The sequence below is a fragment of the Myxococcales bacterium genome (assembly GCA_016706225.1).
Taxonomy (GTDB): Bacteria; Myxococcota_A; Polyangia; order Polyangiales; family Polyangiaceae; genus JADJKB01.
This window is the reverse complement of the sequence record JADJKB010000022.1, coordinates 393,391-415,432: the sequence shown is the minus strand read 5'-3', so window position 1 is coordinate 415,432 and position 22,042 is coordinate 393,391. Positions and strand designations below refer to the sequence as shown.

General features: G+C 66.8%; 17 protein-coding genes. 10 read left to right on the top strand and 7 right to left on the bottom strand.

From position 1 onward, the window contains the following. The first annotated feature begins 180 nt into the window (after window positions 1-180). Complete coding sequence (locus tag IPI67_32895; GenBank protein ID MBK7584975.1) at window positions 181-1,071, top strand: hypothetical protein; 891 nt, start codon at window positions 181-183, stop codon at window positions 1,069-1,071. A gap of 69 nt (window positions 1,072-1,140) precedes the next feature. Here IPI67_32895 and IPI67_32890 read toward each other — a convergent pair whose 3' ends face one another. Continuing rightward, window positions 1,141-6,783, bottom strand: coding sequence for a hypothetical protein (locus IPI67_32890; protein ID MBK7584974.1), 5,643 nt, complete (start codon window positions 6,781-6,783; stop codon window positions 1,141-1,143). After that, window positions 6,780-8,429, bottom strand: a complete 1,650-nt coding sequence (locus tag IPI67_32885; GenBank protein MBK7584973.1) for an ATP-binding protein — start codon at window positions 8,427-8,429, stop codon at window positions 6,780-6,782. Before IPI67_32885 ends, IPI67_32890 begins: the two co-directional genes overlap by 4 nt. 260 nt (window positions 8,430-8,689) lie before the next feature. Between IPI67_32885 and IPI67_32880 the strand changes: the two genes are divergently transcribed. From IPI67_32880 to IPI67_32860, 5 genes are read left to right on the top strand one after another with little or no spacing between them, the layout of a single operon-like run. After that, entirely contained in the window at window positions 8,690-10,162 is a 1,473-nt protein-coding gene (locus IPI67_32880) for a DUF4139 domain-containing protein (protein MBK7584972.1), read from the top strand. A gap of 26 nt (window positions 10,163-10,188) precedes the next feature. Beyond that, on the top strand, window positions 10,189-11,607 hold the full coding sequence (locus tag IPI67_32875; protein ID MBK7584971.1) for a DUF4139 domain-containing protein: 1,419 nt from the start codon (window positions 10,189-10,191) through the stop codon (window positions 11,605-11,607). Between the two features lie 11 nt (window positions 11,608-11,618). Further along, entirely contained in the window at window positions 11,619-13,058 is a 1,440-nt protein-coding gene (locus IPI67_32870) for a DUF4139 domain-containing protein (GenBank protein MBK7584970.1), read from the top strand. Beyond that, window positions 13,052-13,816 (top strand): hypothetical protein, encoded by a 765-nt coding sequence (locus IPI67_32865; GenBank protein MBK7584969.1) that lies wholly within the window; start codon window positions 13,052-13,054, stop codon window positions 13,814-13,816. The genes IPI67_32870 and IPI67_32865 overlap by 7 nt, the downstream gene beginning before the upstream one ends. A gap of 14 nt (window positions 13,817-13,830) precedes the next feature. After that, window positions 13,831-14,553 carry a hypothetical protein gene (locus tag IPI67_32860; GenBank protein ID MBK7584968.1) on the top strand — a complete coding sequence of 241 codons (723 nt, stop codon included), beginning with the start codon at window positions 13,831-13,833 and terminating at the stop codon, window positions 14,551-14,553. Between the two features lie 301 nt (window positions 14,554-14,854). Here IPI67_32860 and IPI67_32855 read toward each other — a convergent pair whose 3' ends face one another. Continuing rightward, on the bottom strand, window positions 14,855-15,094 hold the full coding sequence (locus IPI67_32855) for a hypothetical protein (GenBank protein ID MBK7584967.1): 240 nt from the start codon (window positions 15,092-15,094) through the stop codon (window positions 14,855-14,857). An 84-nt stretch (window positions 15,095-15,178) separates the two neighbouring features. Then, window positions 15,179-15,775, bottom strand: coding sequence for a hypothetical protein (locus IPI67_32850; protein ID MBK7584966.1), 597 nt, complete (start codon window positions 15,773-15,775; stop codon window positions 15,179-15,181). A gap of 245 nt (window positions 15,776-16,020) precedes the next feature. On the opposite strand from IPI67_32850, the gene IPI67_32845 reads away from it, so the two are divergent. Continuing rightward, window positions 16,021-16,194 carry a hypothetical protein gene (locus IPI67_32845; GenBank protein ID MBK7584965.1) on the top strand — a complete coding sequence of 58 codons (174 nt, stop codon included), beginning with the start codon at window positions 16,021-16,023 and terminating at the stop codon, window positions 16,192-16,194. Window positions 16,195-16,222: 28 nt separating this feature from the next. Here IPI67_32845 and IPI67_32840 read toward each other — a convergent pair whose 3' ends face one another. Next, the gene (locus IPI67_32840) at window positions 16,223-16,810 is read right to left on the bottom strand and encodes a hypothetical protein (protein MBK7584964.1); all 588 of its coding nucleotides are present in this window, start codon (window positions 16,808-16,810) and stop codon (window positions 16,223-16,225) included. A gap of 105 nt (window positions 16,811-16,915) precedes the next feature. Between IPI67_32840 and IPI67_32835 the strand changes: the two genes are divergently transcribed. The 3 genes from IPI67_32835 to IPI67_32825 all read left to right on the top strand — a co-directional run bounded on the left by IPI67_32835 (window position 16,916) and on the right by IPI67_32825 (window position 20,512). Continuing rightward, on the top strand, window positions 16,916-18,280 hold the full coding sequence (locus IPI67_32835; GenBank protein ID MBK7584963.1) for a hypothetical protein: 1,365 nt from the start codon (window positions 16,916-16,918) through the stop codon (window positions 18,278-18,280). Between the two features lie 29 nt (window positions 18,281-18,309). Beyond that, a complete protein-coding gene (locus IPI67_32830; protein MBK7584962.1) occupies window positions 18,310-18,969 on the top strand; it encodes a TVP38/TMEM64 family protein in 660 nt (219 codons plus the stop codon). A gap of 73 nt (window positions 18,970-19,042) precedes the next feature. Next, on the top strand, window positions 19,043-20,512 hold the full coding sequence (locus IPI67_32825; protein MBK7584961.1) for a protein kinase: 1,470 nt from the start codon (window positions 19,043-19,045) through the stop codon (window positions 20,510-20,512). 66 nt (window positions 20,513-20,578) lie between these two features. On the opposite strand, the gene IPI67_32820 is transcribed toward IPI67_32825, so the two are convergent. Both IPI67_32820 and IPI67_32815 read right to left on the bottom strand, forming a co-directional pair. Beyond that, on the bottom strand, window positions 20,579-21,400 hold the full coding sequence (locus IPI67_32820) for a hypothetical protein (GenBank protein ID MBK7584960.1): 822 nt from the start codon (window positions 21,398-21,400) through the stop codon (window positions 20,579-20,581). A 53-nt stretch (window positions 21,401-21,453) separates the two neighbouring features. Beyond that, complete coding sequence (locus IPI67_32815) at window positions 21,454-22,029, bottom strand: AgmX/PglI C-terminal domain-containing protein (GenBank protein ID MBK7584959.1); 576 nt, start codon at window positions 22,027-22,029, stop codon at window positions 21,454-21,456. Between the last annotated feature and the right edge of the window lie 13 nt (window positions 22,030-22,042).

Genomic DNA, 22,042 nt, shown 5'->3' with positions numbered 1-22,042 from the left:
CGTGCGCCCTGTGCGGCTGGCAGGTCCTTCCCCCGCCTCGGCTCGGACCGCCACTACGAGCTGACGGTGGACGATCCCCCGCGGCCTGGGAAGAACCGATCGAGACTGCTTGCGCGAGGCCCGCGCGAGCGAAGTCCGCATTTAGCTGCTACTCTACCCGCCCGCTCGAGGAGGTCGTTCATGTCCGTGCGCTCGCTGGCAATACCCTGGGTCGTTGGAATCTTCGCGGTCACTGCGTGCGGCGACGCCAATGACTCGGGCCTCAAGGGCGGCGGTGGTTCCAGTTACGGAACGGGCGGCGCGGGCGCGGCGGGCTCGGGAGGTAGTTCATCCGGCGGGTCGCCGGGTGGTGGCGGCGTCTCGAGTGGCGGCGAGCCGAGCGGTGGGACCTCGAGTGGCGGCACGGCGACCGGTGGCTCACCGGGCGGTGGCGGAGCACCGAGTGGTGGCGTCGGCGGCGGACCGAGTGGCGGAGGCGGCGGACCAAGCGGTGGCGGCGGTCCGAGCGGAGGCGGCGGACCGAGCGGTGGCGGCGGGCCGAGCGGTGGCGGAGGCCCAAGCGGAGGTGGCGGCGCTCCGGGTGGTGGAGGTGCGCCTGCGCTTTGCGCCGGGCACTGCGGCTCCACGAACCCGCAACCTGGGCCGAGCGGCGCGTGTTACTGCGACCCGCAGTGCCTCGTCTCGAAGGATTGTTGTCCAGGGTACGCGGCGGACTGCGACAAGAACAAGGTCTCGTGTGGCAACAACAGTTGCAATCTCCCGAATCAGTTCTGCTGCAACAAGTATCAGACGGGGCAGGGTTGGAGCGCCGGTTGTTCGAACGCCGGTCAGCCCTGCTCACCCTCGGCGGCGTATTGCAACGGTCCGGAAGACTGCGAAGGCGGCAAGGTTTGTTGCGGCAAGGTCGCCAGCAACTACTTCACGACGCTGACCTGCACCCTCGCCACGGACTGCGAGTACAACAACGGCTACCGCGTGATTTGTGGCACGGACGGCGTGTGCCCGACCGGTTATGTCTGCAAACCCTCGTCGTCGCCCCCGGGTTACCAGTACTGCGGCGTGCCGAATTGAGCTGAAGCGGGGCTCCGTCGCCGCGCGATCGATGGTCGCGTCGTCAGAACTTGGGTTTCGAAGCACCTGTCAGAGTGCGTTCAACAGCGCGAGCAGCGCTCGCTGCTCCTCGGAGTCGGTCACTTCGACGAGCGCGCGGTTCACCTCGGCCAGCGCGTGCGCCGCCAGAATCGAGGCGACACCGGCGTCGTCTTCGATCGTCTTGGCGATGGCGAGGGACACCGGATGCTCCGCGTTCATCAGCAGGCGTTTGCGGATCTTGTCGTAGCGTAGCGCGCGCTGGGAGCGCCCGAGCACGACGCACTCGACGGGGGAGCCCGTGAGCCGAAAGTCTACCAGCAGCTTCATGAGCGCCTGATGTTCGCGTGCGGTTGCCTGAGGCAACTCTTGCTCTCGAAAGGCGTCCGAGAGTTGCGCGGTCAAGCGGTCCCACCAGGACGGTTCGAGCGTCGACTGTCTGAGCGCCTCGTCGGAAGGGAGCGGGAGCGAGCTCTCAGCCATCGACTCGATGCTCGGGCTCGCCGGCGCGCGCAGCTCCGAGACCGCCCCCAGCCGGCGCAGTGTGTCGGCGGGCCCGCGCTTCTCGATCACACGCACGAGCGCGGACCCCTCCGCCAAGAAGAAGGGGGGGGCGCCGCTCGGAAAGGCCCCGTCTGCGTAGCCACGCCCGTCACTGACCCAGAGCACACCGCGTCGCGCAAGCTCGGCCATGACCTCCGGCAGGGTGAGCTCAGAGCCGTCGGCCGCCCGCAGCTGCGGCACCTGAGTGGTGAGTCCGAGCATGGCCAAATTGATCGAGTATTCCTCCAAGACGGGCGCGCTTTCGCCGCGCGAGCGGGCCTCCGCCAGGAGCTCCGCTGCGAGCTGTTCACCGAAGCGGTTCAGGGCTTCCCAGGTCTCGGTCAGTGAACCCAGCGTGCCGAGCGTCGAGGCGAGATCGAGCGAAATTCCGAGCGAGGCATCCGCGGACTCTCTGTCCACCCGGACCAGAAGGTTGCCCTCGATGGGCAGCGCGGTGCCGATGCCCGAGCGCTCGAGCGCCGCCTCGAACGCGCGCACCATTGGCGTCGCCTGCCCGCCGATGTGCGCTCGGACCCGCGGCGTCACCGGAAAATTTCTGTCGAGCCAGACACAGCCCGTGACGCGGAAACAACCGACCGGCGTGTCATCCAAGAAGCGTGATGAAAGCGCGGTCGCAGGCGGAGCGAAGGCACGTTCGAGTGCTGCCCGCGCCACACTCCGCGCGCTCGCGGAGAGTTTGTTCAACACCCCCCGATTCTCCGGGGCCTCGAAGTGTCGATCCGGTTGCACGCTGTCGTCGTTGAGCACACACACCAGCGGCCAACCATCGCCGTCATCGAATGCACACAGCGGCCGGCGATCGACGTACAGTGCGCCACCTCTCTGCTCGAGGTGCGCGGGGGAGAGCACTCCGACCTCTCCGGTGATGCCGCCGAGAGCGAAGATCTCGGTCAAGAGACAGGCGGCGCGCTGTTGCACCGACAGCGTCAGGGATGCCAGCTGGGGTGCATTCCGGCGCTGCTCGGCCGCGAGTGCGCGTTCGATCTCGGAGTCGACTCGAGTCAGCGTCAGCCCCTCGCGCAGCCCGACGACCTCCACCTCCGACAGGCGAAGTGTGGGGGATTTTGCCCGCGGAAATGGTGGCGCGAGGGTGGTGAAGCGCCACTTCTCTCCAGCGACGAGGGCCCCCAAGCTGTGCCAGAACCCGCCCGTATCCTCGAATACTGGTGCCGTCGCCAGCTCGGCCTGAGCGCGAGCGCTCGGCTCACGGCACAGCACCGCCCGCGCGCTCGCTCTGACGAACGCGGGCAAGTGATTCAGCGAGCTGATGGCTCGCGTGAGCACCCGCCCCGCGGCCTCCTCGATCTCGTGGGTGAGGCGCGTCTGGATCGGTCGCAGCTCCAACGCCTCGACACGCACGACCGCGCTGAACGGACAAGCCGAGCTCAGCTCGAACGATTCGGCTCGCCCGTCGAGCAGCACGGCGGTGATCGTGGAGCTCGGTCCGGCGCGCAGCTCCAGCTCGCCGTCCCCCGCAGTCACTCCGAGCTCCCAGAGCGAGGCACGCAGGCTCGGGTGCGGCGGAAGTCCACCAAGTTGGGGCGCCGCGGCTCGCACACCTCCGCGTTGTCGCTGCAGCGCCGACACACCCGCGCTGACGTCCTTCAGCACTCGACCGGAGCGGGACAGGAGCGCCGAGAGCTGTGAGCCGATATCTCCGGGAGGCAGGAACAGGATCGGTTGATCGAGCTCTGAGGCGCCGCCTTTCTTCTCATACCAGCCCGTGTGGCGCTCCGAGCCGAACCACAGCGCGGGAGGGGCTCCGGTGAGCAGCGAGAGCGGCGCTTCGTCGCCTTGGACCGTGGGAAAGTGCACATGGCTCGCCTCGAGCAGGGCTCGGACCTCGGTCCCCTCGCCGAGATCCGTGAGCGCGAGACAGAGCGCGAGCGCGCGGCTGTCCGACAGCAACAGTCCTTCTGTCGCAAGTGAGCGCAGCAGCTCGAGAGAGGCGAGCCTGAGCCGGGCCCCGAAGCGGGACAGCCCGTCCGGGGTCGGCGCCGCGAACCCGGCGAAGTCTGCCGCCCTCGTCGAGTTGACATTGGCGATGATGGGAAGGCCAACCTGGCTCGGACCAAGCCCTGCGACGGAGCGCCCGGCAAAGCGCAGGTCCACCCAGGGCACCTCGAGAAGTAGGTCGGGGCGCGGCAAGGCGATCACAACCTCCAGCTCGGCCAGCGGATCGTCGGACGGTCTCGCGGCCGCGTGCAGTGGCGTGTCGCTCGCTGCGATGCGCGCTCCGAGCTCTCGAAGTGGCAGTGCCACTTGGCTCAGTAGTTGCCGCTTCTGATACTCGGCCGCCGCGCGGGCGCGTCGCGCGTCGAGCTCGAGCTCGCCGTTCGTGAGTCGTGAAAAGCGCCGTGCCAGTAGCTCACGCTCACGCTCACTCCGCACGAGCACGGGTCGCCAATCCAGAGTTGGCATTCCGGGCGAAGCACCCAGCACGGGCAGCGTCTCTCCGTGGTGTTTCGCGGCTCCGGCGATCGACTCGGTGATGGGTGTGCCCTGTTCGTTGAACGAATGGAGCAGCGGCAACGCTTCGATGCGCGCGACGAGCTCAGCCTGGAGCGATTTGGCCGAAGGTTTGCGCTTTCCCTTGGCGCTGCGCGCGCCGAGGGACACCGCGCTCGACAGCAGACAAACCCCAATCGCAGGATCGTCGGTGGATGGTCTTGTGGTGACGCCCAGCTGCCCGCACGCGGTGGCATCCCCTTCCAGGGCGCTGACCAGTAACTCCGTGAAGCGCTGGGCGTGTGCCGCGCGATTGCGTCGAGTCCTGAAGTGCACGCCATCCCAGTCTGGCGTGGGTACCGTCGCGATGTGATCGGTCGCGACGATGACGCAAGAGCTAGATTTGGGGAGTCGTTCCACGGACAAGAGCACACCACGATGGCTCTCGATGCTCGCGTCGAGCAGGCTCGGCGCAACACAAACCACTGCGCCGTCGTGCTCCTCCCACAGCTCGACCGACCTTGGAGCAAGTCCCTGACGTACACGTTCGTCGGCGACGGCCTGGCTCAGTGCCGCCCTTCGTCCCGCGAGCGTGTCACCGTTCGCTCCGCTCGCGGACACCCCTCGCTCGTAAGGAACGCGCGCGACCTTCGTGGTCATCAGCGCGAAGATCGCCTCGGCGTCCCGCGGTCCCGCCACAACCACCGGACGCCCATCGGGCGCCGCTCGGGTGACCTCGTTCTGCCAGCTGCCGACCAGGCACAGTGAGCGCCGTTCTTCGGCAAAGCTCATCAAGATCTGCAGGCTGACCTGTTTGCCGGCCGTGGTCGGGAAGATGTTGGCGCCGTAGAGCCCGGGATACACGCTGCGAAACCGCGTCGGATCCGCTGCCGGCATCCCCAGCTCTCGGGAGACCACGCTGAAGGCCGCGACCGCGTCCCGCAACACCCCCTCGAGGGCAGCGCGCTCTGACCCCGACAATTCGCTCAGGCGCGCCGCGGCGCTGTCGGCAATGCCCATCGCAACGTTGCTCACCGCGACGAGCGCCTGGTTCAAGCGAGCGTCGCGCTCGACGCCGTCGTAGTCGAAGCGCGGTCTCAATCCCTGGGGCCACGCGATCGCGGCGTCGAGAGCCAGCGGGCAAAAGCCCGGCTCGATGGGCACCGCCTCGAGCATGCGCTCCTCGATGAAGACCCTCAGCAGCGAGGCGCGGGGGTTTCCAGCCTGGTGCGGCGCCAGGAGTGCCACCTCGCCCGAGAGCCCGGCGTAGGTACCCGAGGTCAGCTCGAAGCGTCGGCGAGCCAGCTCCGCCGTCGACTTCGGCACGGCGGGCGGTCCAGGAGCATGCGCCAAGAAACGCTCTCGGCGTGCCGCGCCCTGACGCGCGCGCTTGATCAGATAGGACGCATCTTCGAGCCTCAGACCTTCGAGCGCGCGCTCGGCGAAGCGTCCTCTCAACCACACGACGTCAGCGAGCCAGGGGGCCAGCTCTCGAGGGAGCGGGTCGTCGTCCTTCCAGACGTACACGACACCCGCGCTGAGCAGACGCCCGAGGGTGATGCGTTGGTCGGCTGCAGACTCGAACAGCGGCGCCTGAAAGAGGGCGCGTGCCTCCGGGTCGATCTCGTGTCCGGCTCGTTGGGCCATCGCACACAGAAAGACCAGGACACCCAGGCTCTCTTGCCACGCGCTGACGTCAGCGGTGACGACCTCCACATCGGTTGGGAGCGGTGTATCGGCTTGCCTCGCGATCAAGGCCCGGAGTGCCTTTCTGAACGCCGTCTCGGCCGCCGGCAAGAGCTCGCGGGCGAGTGGAGAGTCCTCACGCAGCGCCGAACGCGAGGCGTTGGTCGGGAGCTGATCCGCGTCGATGATCACTCGAACGGGTGCGCACACACCATCGACGGAATCGAGCCCCGGCAGCGGTTGCCAGGCCTGGGACAGGAGGCGCACCCCGCGCTCCATGATGTCGACGCGGCAGGCTCCACCCGCGGACAACACCTCGACCGCCGCACGTTTGGCGCCGGGGAGGGTCAGCGCCGCGCGCAGCAGTACTGGGGGCTCCGGCTCGCGTTGCACGGGCGAACCGTCGTGTGTGATCACGAGCTGCGCTTCACGAGTGTGGCTCATGAGCAGCGCGATCTCGCGCGGTGCTCCGCCGGCTACCGCGCGACGCAACACCTCGAGGCCGAGCTTCTTCCGCACGTGAACCTGCGTGCCGCGCGCAAAGGCACCGGCCGGGCGTGCACATCGCGCGGCGACTGGCTCCGGTGAGGACCTGTCGTCGTCAGCAAACACGTCTGGGGTGAAACGCGCGCTCTCTGCCGCCGGTTCGTCGGTCGTGGTGACCATGACCCAGTCCGCGCCCAGCCCCAGCGCGGCGTTCACGCCGAGCGCCAACGAGCGCAGCGCCTTGGCGTTTTCGTCCTCGGTCTCGGTCAGCGCAAAATCCAGCAGGCGGGGCAGGCGATCCGGGGCGACCGGGCGGCCGTCGAACGAAAACACCACGTCGTCGGAGTCCCAATGCACGTTCAGCGTCGTGGCTCCGAAGCCAATGGCGGCGCGGGCAAGCTCCAGCGAATACCCGTGCAGGTCCACGAGCAGGTGCTCCCGCAACTTTGCCCGCGCCCGCCGTGCATCGACGCGGATTTCCCCCCGGGCGAGCACCCGCCGTTCGCTCAAGTGGCTCCCTCCAGGTGATCCCGGAGCAAGGCATCGTTGACCTTTGCCGTCAGCGGTCCGAAGCGTTCGAGCATGATCATTCGGGCGAGCAGCTGTGCCGCCGTACGTGCATGGCGTCGTGCCAGAGCGCAGGCACGCAGCACCGACTGCTGGCGTAGGTCGAGCAAGAGCGTTGCCCCTCTGCCCCAGCGGGCGGCGGCGGAGAGCGCGGTGTCGAGCGGGACGACGCCGTCCATCGGTGCCCTGGCAACGACGAGCTTGACGGAGAACGCCCCCGTGACTTCGGCGACCGCGACGCGTTCGACGTCGACACCCGCCAGCCGGATGCAGCGCGCGACCTGCTCCATCAGCGCCGTTTCGTGGCTCGTGGGCGCCTTGCGTTCGCGGATCAGCAGGTGGCGTTCATACACGGGCTCGGGGCCGCGGGCGCCCAGGAGTGCGAGTCGCTGGACGACCTCTGCGTGTGGACACAAGACCACCGGGCGACCCACCCGAGCGAACGCGGCGCTGATGGGCTCCTTCTCGGCGACGGTCAGCACCGACGTGCGCCACGGGGTGAGCTTGGTGATGCCGTCCAGCGTCATGGCGCTCTGCCCATCGATGGGCGACGCCAGGGGGAACCAGGTGTGGCTCGCACGCAGGCGAGTGGGCTCAGCGGCGCTGGCGCCGAGCAGCGCCACGTAGTGGCTCGCATCCCCGTCTTCCGCCACCCGCGTCGCTTCGGCTTTCAGCGCCTCGGAGACGGCTCTGGGCAGCGCGCGACGTGCAAGCTCTGCAGCTCGTTGCACGAGCTCGTCGAGGGCCTGCTCGCGCCGCACGTTGTCGCGAGACAAGGTGTGTTTGAGCTTCGGGCTCGAGATCTTGACGCGCAGCCCGGTGAGGGGCGCGAACTCGTCCGCGCTGCTCTCGAAGAGCGTGAGCCCCCGGTTGTAGAAACCGACGAAGGGTGTCGCGTTCTCGTAGTCGAGCTGGGTGTCCGACAGCGGAAGGTGTTCCATGCCCGCGCCGGGACCGAGCACGATGCTGTCTTCTCCCTCGAGGTCGCTGACACTGACCGAGGTGTGGACTTGGAGCGGAATGTCGAGCTGCTTGCGCGATGAAGCTTGCGGGTTGGCGTAGTCAGTGACGGTCAGCCAAATGGGGACCCGCGCGTGCCGACACCAGCGCAAGAGGCTGCCCCTCACGCGGGCGACGTGTTGGTCGAACGCGCTCGAGTCCATCGTGTGGGTCAGCGTGACGCTCGTCCCCGAGAGCGGTCGCACGGGGATCTCCTCCAGCACGTAGGAGTGGTCGCGCAAGATCGTGACACGCCACGCGCCGCTCTCCGATTGCGCGGACTTGTCGACGGCGCTTCGCCAGGTGTCGACGATCACGGCCTCGGGATTGACGGCCAGCACCGACACGAAGCCGACGCCGTACTTTCCGATCTTCGTCGAGTCCCCTTCCTTCGACGACGAGAACAGCGTGAGCAGCGCGTTTTCGATGATCTTGGGGGTCATGCCGGAGCCGCTGTCGGTGACCCGCGTTCGGGTGTCGCCGTCCGCGCCCCGCATCACGTCCACCTCGATGCGGGTGGTGCCAGCGTCCATGCTGTTTTGCACGAGCTCGCGCAGGAACGCGTAGGGGTCCGCGAACTGGCGGACCATCTCCGATACCAGCCCAGGCTTGTCTGCTTCGGGCGCACTGCTTCGGCCCTGGCGCTCGCGGTACGGGCTCACAGCTGCACGGTTAGAGCGGTTTGCCCGGCGATGGAACCGGGACCGCATGGGGGTACCCCCCCTTGCTTTCGGGTTCTGCTGTAAGCTCCGCGCCGCGCCGGGCGTTGGGTCCAGGCTGCGCCAGGTTTGGCTCGAATCCTTTTTCGATCTCGTGCGTCTCTGGGGGACGCATTTCGAGGACACCATCCATGAATCACGGAACATCTGCGCCGTCGTGGCGCGCCGCCGTTCTCCTCTCCGCGTTGGCGCTCTCGGCCTGCGGGGGCAAGGGCCCCGAGCACGCCAAGAGTGCCGACTCGGGCCCGGCCAAGGAGAGCAAGTCGACCGCCAAGGAGCGCGAGAAGGTCGCGATCACGGTCTACAACCAGAACTTCGGTCTGGTGCGCGAGATCCGCACACTCAACCTGGGCGAAGGCAAGATCTCGCTCGAGTACCGCGACGTGTCGGCCAACATTCAGCCGGAGACGGTGCACATCAAGTCACTCGACGGTGAGGACGCGCTGGCCGTGCTCGAGCAGAACTATCGCTACGATCTCTTGAGCCCGCAGAAGCTGCTCGAGAAATACGTGGACAAGAAGATCAAGGTCTATCGCTACAACGAGAAGCTCGGCCGAGAGGAGATGAAAGAGGCCAAGGTGCTGGCGGTCGAGAACGGCACGGTGCTCGAGATCGACGGAGAGGTGACGTACGGCGTTCCGGGGCGGTTTGCCTTTCCCGAGGTCCCGCCGAATCTGATCGCCAAACCTTCGCTGGTCTGGCTGCTCGGCAGCAAGAAGGCCAAACAGCGCGTCGAGGTCAGCTACCTGAGCCAGAACCTGAACTGGGTCGCGGACTACGTGATGGTCGTGGGCGACGACGACAAGGTAGGCGACCTCAACGGCTGGGTCACGCTCACCAACAACAGCGGTACGGACTACGAGAACGCCGAGCTGAAGCTGGTGGCCGGCGACGTGCAGCGCTTGCAACCGCCGGCCAGCCCTTCGCCCAGCTACTACGCGCGGGCCGAGGCCAGCGCTTCGCGGCAGCAATTCAAGGAGGAAGGCTTCTTCGAGTATCACCTCTACACCCTCGAGCGAGCCACCTCGTTGCTCGACAAAGAGCAGAAGCAAGTGACCTTGCTCGAAGCCCACGACATTGGCATCGAGAAGAAGCTGATCTTCTGGGGCGCCGAGTACTACTACCGCGGCAACTACGGGCAGGTCGTCTCGAACCAGAAGATCGGGGTCTACCTGGACATCAAGAACAGCCAGAAGAACCGCCTCGGCATGCCACTGCCCAAGGGCACCGTGCGGGTCTACAAAGCCGACAAGAGCGGCGCCAAGCAGTTCATCGGTGAAGATCGCATCGACCACACCCCGCGGGACGAGCAGATCCGCATCAAGATGGGCGAGGCCTTCGACGTGGTCGGAGATCGAAAACAGATGGAGTGGAGCGCCATCTCGAGCTGCACGTCGGACAGCAGCTGGGAGATCGAGCTGCGCAACCACAAGGACACCGCCGAGAAGGTCGAGGTCTTCGAGCCCATCGGCGGGGACTGGGAGATCCTGCAGTCGAGCCATCCTCACAAGAAGAAGGACGCCCACACCTTCACCTTCGACGTGAGTGTGCCGGCCCGCGGCAAGACCACGGTCACCTACAAGGTTCGGGTGAAGTGGTGTTGAGCTCGCGGCGAGTGCGAGGTCGGTTCTTGGGCCCGGCCCTTGGCGCAGTGGCCCTGGCCGCGCTCTCGGGCGTGGCTCTGGCCGAGACCAAAAAGACCTCCGGCGCCGAGCAGCGCAGGGAGGTCAGCATCACCGTCTACAACCAGAACTTCGGCCTGGTCCGCGAGATCCGCGACATCGACGTCGGCACCGGCACCGTGGCGCTGGAGTTCCGAGACGTGGCGGCGAACATTCAGCCCGAGACCGTCTCCATCAAATCGCTCTCGGCGGCGGGCTCCCTCAACGTGCTCGAACAGAACTACCGCTACGATCTCTTGACCCCACAGAAGCTGCTGGAGAAACACGTCGGCAAGAAGGTGCGGGTCTGGCGCTGGAACGAGAAACTCGGCAAGGACGAGCCGTTCGACGCGGAGGTCTTGAGCGTCGCCGACGGGCAGACGGTGATGAAGATCAACGGTGAGGTGACCTTCAACTTCCCCGGGCGCATCTCGTTCCCGAGTGTGCCCGAGAACCTGATGGCCAAACCCACGCTGGTCTGGAAGCTCGAGAGCAAGGCAGCGAAACAGCAGGTCGAAGCGACGTATCTCACGCACAACCTCAACTGGCGCAGCGATTACGTGTTCGTGATCAACGACGCCGACACAGCCGGGGATCTGACCGGGTGGGTCACGCTGGTGAACCAGTCGGGCGCCGCGTACAAGAACGCAAAGCTCAAGCTGGTCGCGGGGGACGTGCAACGGGTGAGCGGGCGCGACTCCTACAACATGGACGAGGTCGCGCTGGGTAGCGTGATGGAGAAGAAGGCGGACCGCTTCCAGGAAGAGGGGTTCTTCGAATACCACCTCTACACGCTGTCTCAGCCCACGGACATCCTCGAGAACGAACAGAAACAGGTGACGCTGCTCGAGGCGAAGAACGCCAAGGTGCAGAAGAAGCTCATCTACTTCGGACAGCAGTACTGGTACCGCGGGCGCTACGGTGAGGTGCAGAAGAACCAGAAGGTGGGGGTCTACCTCGACGTGCAGAACAGCAAGGAAAACGGCCTCGGGATGCCGCTGCCCAAGGGCACGGTGCGGGTCTACAAGGCGGACAAGAGCGGCGCCAAGCAGTTCATCGGCGAGGACCGCATCGACCACACCCCGCGGGACGAGAAGGTGCGCATCAAGATGGGTGAGGCCTTCGACGTGGTCGGCGACCGCAAACAGATGGAGTGGCGGACGCTCGGGAGTTGCACGTCGGAGAGCACCTGGGAAATAGAGCTTCGCAACCACAAGGACAAGGCCACCCGGGTCGAGGTCTACGAGCCCATCGGGGGGGACTGGACGATCCTCGAGAGCACGCACAAACACGACAAGAAGGACGCCTTCACCTTCACCTTCGACGTCAACGTGCCGGGTAACGGCAAGACCAAGATCAAGTACCGGGTACGGGTGAAGTGGTGCTGAGGGAGGCGGGCATGAGGACGTCGATGAGAACCTGGCAGCTCTTGGTCGGCAGCGCCGTGGTCGCCACACTCGCGCCGGCTGCCCTGGCCGAGACCAAGAAGATCTCCACCGCCGAGCAGCGCAAAGAGGTCGGCATCACCGTCTACAACCAGAACTTCGGGCTGGTCCGCGAGGTGAGGGACGTGGACGTGGGTAGCGGCACGGTACAGCTAGAGTTCCGCGATGTCGCTGCGCGCATCCAGCCGGAGACGGTGTCGATCAAGAGCCTGTCCAACGCCGGCTCCCTCAACGTGCTCGAGCAGAACTACCGCTTCGACCTGCTCACGCCGCAGAAGCTGCTGGAGAAACACGTCGGCAAGAAGGTGCGTGTCTGGCGCTGGAACGAAAAACTCGGCAGAGACGAGGTCTCCGACGCCGAGATCCTGAGTGTGGCGGGCGGTCAGACCGTGATGAAGATCAACGGCGAGGTCACCTTCGACTTCCCCGGGCGCATCTCGTTTCCGAGTGTGCCCGACAACCTGATGAGCAAACCAACGCTGGTCTGGAAGATCGACAGCAAGGGCGCCAAACAGAAGCTGGAGGCCACCTACCTGACCCAGGGCCTCGGCTGGCGCAGCGACTACGTGTTCGTGATCAACGACACGGACACGGCGGGTGACCTGACCGGTTGGGTCACACTCACCAACCAATCGGGCGCCGCCTACAAGAATGCCAAGCTGAAGCTCGTGGCCGGCGACGTGCAACGGGTGAGCGGTGGGGAAGACTACGACGACGATAGGCGTGCCCCGGCTGGCAAAGCAGCCGAGTCACAGCAGCGCTTCCAGGAAGAAGGTTTCTTCGAGTACCACCTGTACACCCTCGCGCAGCCGACCGACGTGCTGGAGAACGAGCAGAAACAGGTGACGTTGCTCGAGGCGAAGAACGCCAAGGTTCAGAAGAAGCTCATCTACTACGGACAGCAGTACTGGTACCGAGGTCAGTACGGCGAGGTGCAGAAGAACCAGAAGGTGGGCGTGTACCTCGACGTGAAGAACACCAAGGAAAACGGCCTTGGCATGCCGCTGCCCAAGGGCACGGTGCGGGTCTACAAGGCGGACAAGAGTGGCGCCAAGCAGTTCATCGGAGAGGATCGCATCGACCACACCCCTCGGGACGAGAAGGTACGCATCAAGATGGGTGAGGCCTTCGACGTGGTCGGCGACCGCAAACAGATGTCGTGGAAGACGCTCGGCACTTGCACGTCGGAGAGCACCTGGGAGATCGAGCTTCGCAATCACAAAGACGCATCGACGCGGGTCGAGGTCTACGAGCCCATTGGCGGTGACTGGACGATCCTCGAGAGCACGCACAAACACGACAAGAAGGACGCCTTCACCTTCACCTTCGACGTCGAGGTTCCGGCCAACGGCAAGACGAAGATCAAGTACCGGGTGCGAGTGAAGTGGTGCTGAGTCGAGCGTCGCGGGTGCGGGCCAAGGTTTGGTGTTGGTTCGCGGCGGTGTGTTTCGTTGCCTGTTCGGCGGTGCCGCCGCCCGCGCCAAGCTCTACGCCTCCCGCGCCGACCCAGGCGGCGCCGGCCGATGCTCCGCCACCTAGCGGGGAGCCCTCCGCGGACGCTCCGCTCTCGTGCTCGACTCGTCTGCCCCCGGCGCCTTCGGACCTCGGTGGTGCTCCGAACACGCCGCACGACCGCCCACCGGTCGTCGTCGGGCAGATGACCGAGGGCGCCGCGCAGGCAAAGCGCCTGTTCGATCAGGAGCGCTGGCCCGATGCCGTGGCGGCGCTCGAACGCGTGATCTCCGGAGAGACGGGGGACGACGCCGGCAACAAGGAGCTGGCTGAATACCTGCGTGGCGTTGCGCTGAGCAAAGCGGGGCGAACGGCAGACGCGGCGCGCGCCTTCCTGGCCATCGCGCCGAGAGTCTCACACCTGAAACACTTCGAGACGCTGCTCTGGCTCGTGAAGCTCGCCGACGAACAGCCGACAGTGGTCCGCGCGCTCGTGTTCTACGCGGCAGCGGACGCGGAGCGTTTTGCCAGTCCGCAGCAACACGAGGTGCACGCCGGCGCGCTCTTCTTGCTGGGCCGGGAGAGGTTCGAGCGGGGCGCGTTCGCGGAGGCGGCCGAGCTGTTTGCCAAGGTGGATTCGACGAGCCACTGGGGACCGCTGGCTGTGAGCTGCAGAGAGCGTGCAAAGGCGGCGCACTGACCGGAGCCGGTCTCGTGAAGAGCATGCGGCAGCTGCCTCACGCTTTCAGTGAGCCGCGCTCGGCGGCAGGCGCGCTCTGCTTTGGCGTGGTTGTCGGCGGCACGCTCCTTGTTGCGTGCGCTCGACCGATTGCCGGAGGAAATCACCCGGTTCAGGCGGCCACCGTGCCTCCGCTTCCCAGCGCCGAGGGCGCAGAGCCCAGCGCCGAAGCGAGTCTGCCGGCTGCGAACCGCGAGCACTCGCAGCTCGAAGCGGTTTGTCTTGCCGAGCCCTGGCAGCCCGCGAACCCCAAACACGCACCCAAGCCGCTATCGGCCCAGACACGCGAACGACTGCGTGTGCTCGAGGCCGAGTGCCGCGACCCCAACCCCGGGCTGCCGCCGGGGCGGTTCGGCTCACCCGCGCCAATCCCCGCGGGCGAGTGCCACTACGGCATTGCGCGGACCTACTTCGAAGAAGCGCACTACCCCGAAGCGGCGCGCTGGTTTCGCCGAGTGGCCACCGAGCAGTCGACCGAGGACATCGGGGTTTACGCAGCGCAGCTCTACCTGGAGTCGCTGAACGTGCTCTGGTCCCAGAGCTCACCCAAGCGAGACGAGTGCCATCGGCTCATGCTCGAGGCCGCCGCCGAGTTCGCCTGTCGCTACTGCCCAGAGCCGATCAACCAAGAACAGTGTTCGGTCTTTCGCAGGGTGGCAGCGTCCGAGTCTGCACGCATCGAGAGCTGTCGTCCTTGAGTCGTCGGCACGACTTGCGCCGAGCCGCTCAACCCGAGGCCGTACTGGCGCGGCCCGGGCCCGGGGTTTGGGGGCCCCCGGCCGTGGCTGCCCCCTGCGCGCCGCCCGCCCTGGCGTTCCGCGGCGCTTCCGCTCGCGAGTCCTCCGGCACAAGACAGACAGTGCTTCAGCAAGACAAAAATCGAGCAGGACGACCGTGTGACCGCTCCCGGTGATGCGTCCCACGAGCTGGGTCGCAGCCACATGCAGCGCGTCGTTCCGGTCGAGGAGCCCCACCAGAACGTTGGCGTCGAGCACAACGTCAGCCATCGTAGAGTGCGTCGCAGTCTTCGAGCGCGTTTCCGCCGATGGCGACCAAGCCCGTCAGTCGCCGCAAGTCTTCGAGCGAGACCCCTTGGAAACGCCGGCCGCGAACGGCATGCTCAGCGGCTTCAACGACTCGGTGCCGATCTTCGCCGCTCAAGTTGGCGAGCTGCTCCACCAGAGGCTTGAGCGCCTCGGGAACGACCACTGGCTCGGGAGTGGGCTTGGGCTGGGCCATCTGGAAGGCATGATACCACCGGTTGTGGCGGACGCATCATCCAGCGCCAACGTCAGCTGACCGGAGGTGAAGAGCGTCCAGACTTCACTGCGCATCCCTCGACCTTTCACGGACCCGACAGATGCGGGCCTTGTCCAGCACGACCAGCCCAGATGGCTCAGCGATCTTGAGCAAACCCCAGACGAGCACGACGCCACTCCGAGCATCCACGCCGCAGCAGACCATCGAATCGTCCCCGCTGCAGTGGAACGCTTCTGGAAACTTGGATTCCGCCAGGCGCAGCGCTTTGCCTGACGCGATTGGGTCTGTGTCGGGGGGTACCAGGAAGAGGTCGGCGCGTGTCGTGTTGCAGCACGACCCCTGGGAGCACACCAGGAGCGTCGACCGCGGAGGGGACTGAAGTACGCCCCTAACCATCACCGCACCGCGCGAGTCGCTGGCGGCCATCGCCAGCGCGCGTTCGACCGAAACGGGCTCGGGATTGCCAGTGCACACCGGAATGACGGCCGAGCGAAACGGACACCCGGTTTCCGAGAGGCAGCGGTCCTGTCGCGGGAACGCGCGCGCCGTCGAGTCGGCCGCAGACAGCCACGCTCCGGTCGGCGGCGCGGGCTCGGGCGGTGCGGCGGCGTCAGCGAGGGCACTACTGGTCGGGGTTTGCGCGGTGGAGGTGGTGGGCACGAGAGGCCGCGCTGAGGGTTCAGAGCTTCCAGCGCATGCTACGACAGCGGAAAAACAGAGCGCGGCGATGCCCGATGCTGTCCGTGTCTGCCCCATCTGCGCCTCACGCCAGAGTACGCCACCCCGAGGTCGAGTCCGCAACATGGCAGCTGGCGAGACGGTTGAGCCATTTGTCTATGCGGGGGATGTGGTCGTGACGTGCTACGCGGGTTTACGCAGCGCAGCTCTACCTGGAGTCGCTGAACGTGCTCTGGTCCCAGAGCTCACCCAAGCGAGACGAGTGCCATCGGCTCATGCTCGAGGCCGCCGCCGAGTTCGCCTGTCGCTACTGCCCAGAGCCGATCAACCAAGAACAGTGTTCGGTCTTTCGCAGGGTGGCAGCGTCCGAGTCTGCACGCATCGAGAGCTGTCGTCCTTGAGTCGTCGGCACGACTTGCGCCGAGCCGCTCAACCCGAGGCCGCGTCACTGGCGTCGGATGTGCCCGCATCGCCGGCTTCGGCATCGTCCGCGCCATCTGCGCCGTCCGCGCCGTCCACGCCTGCGTCGTCGCCGCAGATGGGCGGCAGCGGCACACACAGACATTTCGGCGAACACACGATGTCGCCGGGTTTCACCGCGTCGTTGGGGCAAGCGAAGCACGCGAACGGATTGCCGCAGAAGCCGATCATGAAGATGCCGCTCTGGTTGTCGATTTCTTTTTGAGTGACGCACGGTCCGAACCCGCTGGCGCTGCCGCTGTCGGCGTCGGTCGCAGCGTCGGCGACGCTGCCTCCGAGCCCACCCGAGCCCCCGAGCCCGCCACTGCCGGCGGAGCCGCCGAACGCACTGGAGCCACCGCCACCGCTCGTGGTCCCGCCGCCGGAGATCACGCCGCCAGAACCGCCCTTCGACCCACCGAAGCCGCCGCTGCCGCCCTTGCTGCCCCCGGCGCCGCCAACGCTCGCGTCCGACTCGGGTCCGAGATCATCGGTGGAGGTCGCGCAACCGACCATGCAGGTGGCAACGAACAGCAGCAGCCTGACCCCGATCTGCATGACAACGATCTACCACGCCCCCGAGCGCGCTGCCCAGTCGCTGCGCCTGCGTCGTTGCGCAGCCCTCCAGCCCAGTCGGACCTCCCGTGCTACGCTGCGCTCGCCATGCGGTCCTCGAGCGTCGGGTGGGTCTTTGCGAGTGTGTGTGTGCTGCTCGCATGTGGCGAGGACGCGTCGTCCGGGGGACCGGGCGCGAGCGGCGGCAGCGCCGGGGTCGGAACGGGGGGAGCCTCGACGGGTGGCGTGCCGTCTGGCGGAGCCGGTGGTCAGAGCGGAACAGGGGCAGCCGCCGGTGCCGCTGGTGTTGGCGCGAGCGGTGGAGCGGGTGGTTCGGGCGGCGTTTGTGTCGACACTTGCCCCGCCCCGAACGGCGGCGTGACCTGGAACTGCAAGCAGCGCTTCCTGTACGGCATCAACTACGCCTGGAAGGATTTTGCTGGAGATTTCGGCGGGATCTCCGCCTGGAACATCAAGGGGGTCGCGGGTCAGGCAGGCGCACATCAGACCGCGCTCAGCGACATGCGCGCCCACGGCGTCAGCGTGGTGCGCTGGTGGATGTTTCCGGATTTTCGCGGCGACGGCGTGCTCTTCGACGGCAGTGAGACTCCCACGGGGCTTGGCGGGACGACGCTCGCGGACATTGCCAAGGCCCTCGAGCTCGCAGAGCAGGCCGATGTGTACCTGATGCTGACGGTGTTCTCGTTCGACAACTTCAAGCCGAGCGAGAGCGTCTCGGGGATCTGGACGCCGGGCATCACCCCGATCGTGAAGAACGCCAGCAAACGCCAGGCGCTGCTCGACAAGGTCGTGAGGCCGGTGGCAAAGGCGGTCGCGGCCAGCCCCTATGCCAAGCGCGTGATCGCCTGGGACGTGATCAACGAGCCGGAGTGGGCAATGACCGGCAGCGATCCCTACGGAGACCCGGCCTTCGAGGCGGACTCGACCCTGGCGCCGGTGTCCTTCACCGAGATGCAGATCTTCATCTCGGAGACCGTTGCCGTCTTGCGCAGCGAGAGCCAAGCGATGGTCACCGTGGGTGGCGCCGCAGCGAAGTGGGCGAAGGCCTGGAGCAAGGTCGGCCTCGATTTTTATCAACTGCACATCTACGACTGGGTCGATAAATACTGGCCGCACACCAACCTGGCGTCGAGCTATGGGCTCGACAAACCCATCGTCATGGGAGAGCTCCCACCCGGACCGCTGAACGGCGTGCCCTACGCGAGTGTAGTGAAGAGCTTCTGGGACAACGGCTACGCCGGTGCGATGCCGTGGATGTATGACGGCGCTTCTGCCGCGGAGCTGTCGGCGGTGAAGGCCTTCGCCGACACTCACACCTGCGAGACCGACTACACCCAGTCAGCGGGCGCATACGTCGTCACTTCGCCTGGCTCCGTGGTCTTGCCACGCGCCAAGAGCCTGCGGCGCTGCGCCGTCGTCGCCGGACGCGGGCAGTGTGTGAGCATCGAGTGACGGGGCGGAGGAACGCCAAGATTGCCGCCGTGCTCGCGGTGGTCGCGCTGCTCGTCGTGGCTCAGCGCCTCGGGATCTTGGCGCAGTTTCACGACCCGGCGCAGGTCAAACAATCGCTCGTGGCCCTCGGTGGCTGGGGCTACGTCGTGTTCATCGTCTCTTACGCGCTGCTGCAGCCGTTCGGCATTCCGGGGACGGTGTTCGTCGTCGCGGCCGCGCTGATCTGGCCCTGGCCCGTGGCCTTCGCGCTGTCCATGGTGGGGACGATGGCCGCGAGTGTGGTGGGTTTCTCGTTCGCGCGCTTCGTGGCGCGCGACTGGATCGAAGAGCGGATCCCGGCGCGCTTCCGGAGGTATGACGAAGCCCTCTCGCGGCGCGCCCTTCCCACGGTCGTGGTCTTGCGCTTCGTGTTCTGGATGCCGCCGCTGTTGCATGCCTTCTTCGGCGTCTCGAAGGTGCGATTCTCGACCCACTTCTGGGGCTCTCTGCTGGGTTACGTCGTGCCTCTCTTGGCCATGAGTTATTTTGGTGAGAAGTTGTTCGGCCGGCTGGCGAACGTCGCCGGAAGCACCTGGGCCGGCGTCGCGGCGCTCGCCGTGATGCTCGGGGTCTTCATATGGCTGCTTCGACGGCGCCGGACGTCGCGGACTCGTGAGGTCGAAGCGCCCGCAGTGAACCCGGAGAGCTAGCGGCGTCCGCAGTATCAGCGCGCTCGTCGCGTCACCACTCGCGACTCCCGGTCCTCTGGTACCCTGCGCCCCGATGTTGGAGGCGGGACAAGCGTTCGGTCATTATGTGGTCGAGGCTCTCATCGGGGAGGGTGGCATGGGCCTTGTGTACCGCGCCCATGACACGCGCCTCGATCGCCGAGTTGCGCTCAAGGTCGTGGCCCTCGACCGCGCCGACGAGGCCGACCGAAGCGTGCTGCGCGCACGATTGCTGCGTGAGGCCCGCGCCGCCGCCAAGCTCGACCACCCCAACGCCGTGACCATCCACGACGTGGGTGAGCTGGAGGGGACGCCCTTCATCGTGATGGAGCTGATCTCGGGCCGCGCGCTGCGGGCGGTCGTGGGCGATGTTGCGGTGCCGCTGTCGCAGCGCTTGCGCTGGCTGCGCGACACTGCCCTCGCTCTCGGGCGCGCGCACGAGCTCGGCATCGTGCACCGGGACGTGAAACCCGAAAACGTGATGCTCACGGAAGACGAGCGCATCAAGGTGCTCGACTTCGGCATTGCGCGCCAGCTGGCGGGCGCTGCAGATCCGCATGGCCTGACCCAGAGCCCGGGGCTCGGGACCCTGACGGTCGAGGGTGCCGTCATCGGCACGGTCCGCTACATGTCCCCGGAGCAGATCCGTGGCAGCGCGCTGGATGGACGTTCGGACCAGTTCTCGTGGGGTGTGATGGCCTACGAGCTCTTGACGGGGCGCCTGCCGTTCGAAGGCGCCGACGCCGTCGGATACGGCGCGTCGGTGTTGGCCGACGCACCACCACCCATGACGGACACTCCCGGCGCCCTGTCCGACGTCGTGCTGCGCGCGCTGCAGAAGAAGCCGGACGACCGCTTCCCCAGCATGCAAAAGCTCGTGTCGGCTCTCGACGGCGAGGCGGGCTCGATTCCGCCGCCCGAGCCGAAGGCCAAGCGAGCGCCCGCGCCTGGCGGTCCCAGCGAAAATCTGTCGCAGTACTCCACGGCTCAGGTCAGTCAGATCCTCAAACGCGCCGTCGATCTTCAAGAGCAGCGCACTCCCGGGCTCGGCTTCGAGACGCTCGTCGAAGTGGCGCGCGAGGTTGGCGTGGATCGCGCCGCGCTCGATGCCGCCGCTCGAGAGCTGCACGGATACGTGCCTCCGCGCCGTGCCAGGACTCGCCAGGTTCGGCGCTTCAATCGTCACCTGGCGACCTGGGGCATCTTTGCGGTGTTCTTCTTCGTTCTGAACCTGCTGACCAGCTCGCATCTGTGGTTTCTGTATCCCGTCATGGGCTGGGGGCTCGGCGTGGCTCTGCACGCGCTCCGAGTGTACATGCCGGAAGGCGACGACGACGAGGCACGCGTGGACCCCGAAGTGGCGAGGGGCGCCCGGGTGTTGATGAACGAGACTGCGCGTCGAGTGCGGGTGGAGCGGGTCGAGCGGGTGAGGGTGAGCGACGACGAGCAGTCTCGAGAGGCGGAAGAGGAAGACTCGGCCGAGCAAGCACAGAGGACGGTGAAGCGCGCGCGCCGCACGCGCTGAGCGCGGCCGGGTGACGCAGCGCCCGCAAGGCGTTTCCGGCGCAAGAGAGCCGCACGGGGCCTTTGCCTACCGCGCTACGAAGTCGAACACCTCGGTCAACACCCGCAACGCGTCCGGACCGAGCTCCCCGTGACTCGCGCCGGGTAGCTCCCAGAAGCGCGCGGGCACACCCGCCTTGGCGAAGTACTCGGTGGAGAGCCGGTAGTTCCGGCGGTACTCGCGCTCACCGCGAAGCACGGCCAGGCGCTCGAGGTGGCGCACCTTGTCGAACGCGGGAACCTGAGGGCCGCTCATGAGCACCGCGCGCGGGTAGTGGGAAGGGTAGAGCCACGCGAGCGATTGGGCGCGCGCCGCCCCCTCCGAATACCCAACGAGGGTGACCGTGTTCCGATCCAGGCTGCGATTCAGGGCCTTCGCGATCGAGGTGATCGCGCGCTGGATGCGATAGTCGATGAAGCGAATGTCGTTTCCCCAGCGGAAACGCCCGGGCTGTCCCTCACACTGCAGATCGCCGTGGGGTGCGATCACCGTCCCGTGCCGCTGGGCGGCGCTCACCCATTCCTTGATGCCGTTGGCGTCGCTGCAGAACCCGTGCAGGTAGATGAAGACGCGGCTCGACTCGCCCTCGGCGGGCGCCACTCGGGAGGGCTCTTCACCCGAGACCGGCACGAGCCGCACTTCAGGCGTGGGTTCGGTTGCCGGTGACGGCTCGGCTGAGGGCGCGGGCTCGGGCGGCGGCGTTCGTGTCACACCCGGGGCGTTCTCCACCGCGGATGCGGGGGATGCCGGGCGCTCGGGCTCCGCACCGCCCGCGGGGGTGGCCTGGCGCGCGACCATGAACGTCGCGACCAGCCCGATCACCACGAGCGGGACGAGGGCACGGCGCATGTTCCCAATTCTGACACGCCGCCCGAAACCACGCCGCTTTTCCTGCGAAATCGTCAGCCTGATGCAAACGAGATCACGAACGATAGCGTGGAGGAACCCGCGTCGCCTGCGGCAAATTGGAGGCTCTGGCTGCGGACGACGACGCACCGCACCACGTCGGAGCTCTCGAAGGTCGAGCGCTTGGTCTTCGCGTCGCTGACGCGACCATCGCTGCCCAGCGCAAGCTCGAGCTCGATGCGCCCGGTTCGTCTTGGGTCGCGAGCCAGGCTGCGCTCGTAACAACCTTGCAGCTGGAGGCGCGCTGCTTCGAGCGTTTGTTTGGCGGAGGCGGGAGACAGACCCCCGCGAACGCTCAGCGCGCCGACGCGCGAAGTCACTCCGGCCCGCGGGGTCAGCTCGTCCCGCAGATCGAGGTCGAGACCACGACCTGGCTCACTGGCGAGCTCGGGAAGATCCTTGGCAGCGAGCAGCCCGGTCATGATTGCGAGCACCGCCGTCTCGCGCTCCTTGGCGGGGCTGCTCGCGGGAGCCGGACCCAGCACGAACGGGCGCCGCGGTGAGTTGGGTGTGGAAACCGCGCCCGGAGCGCTGGCAGTGCTCGACGCGCCGGATTTGTCGCGGTCTCGCACGCAGGCCGTCAGC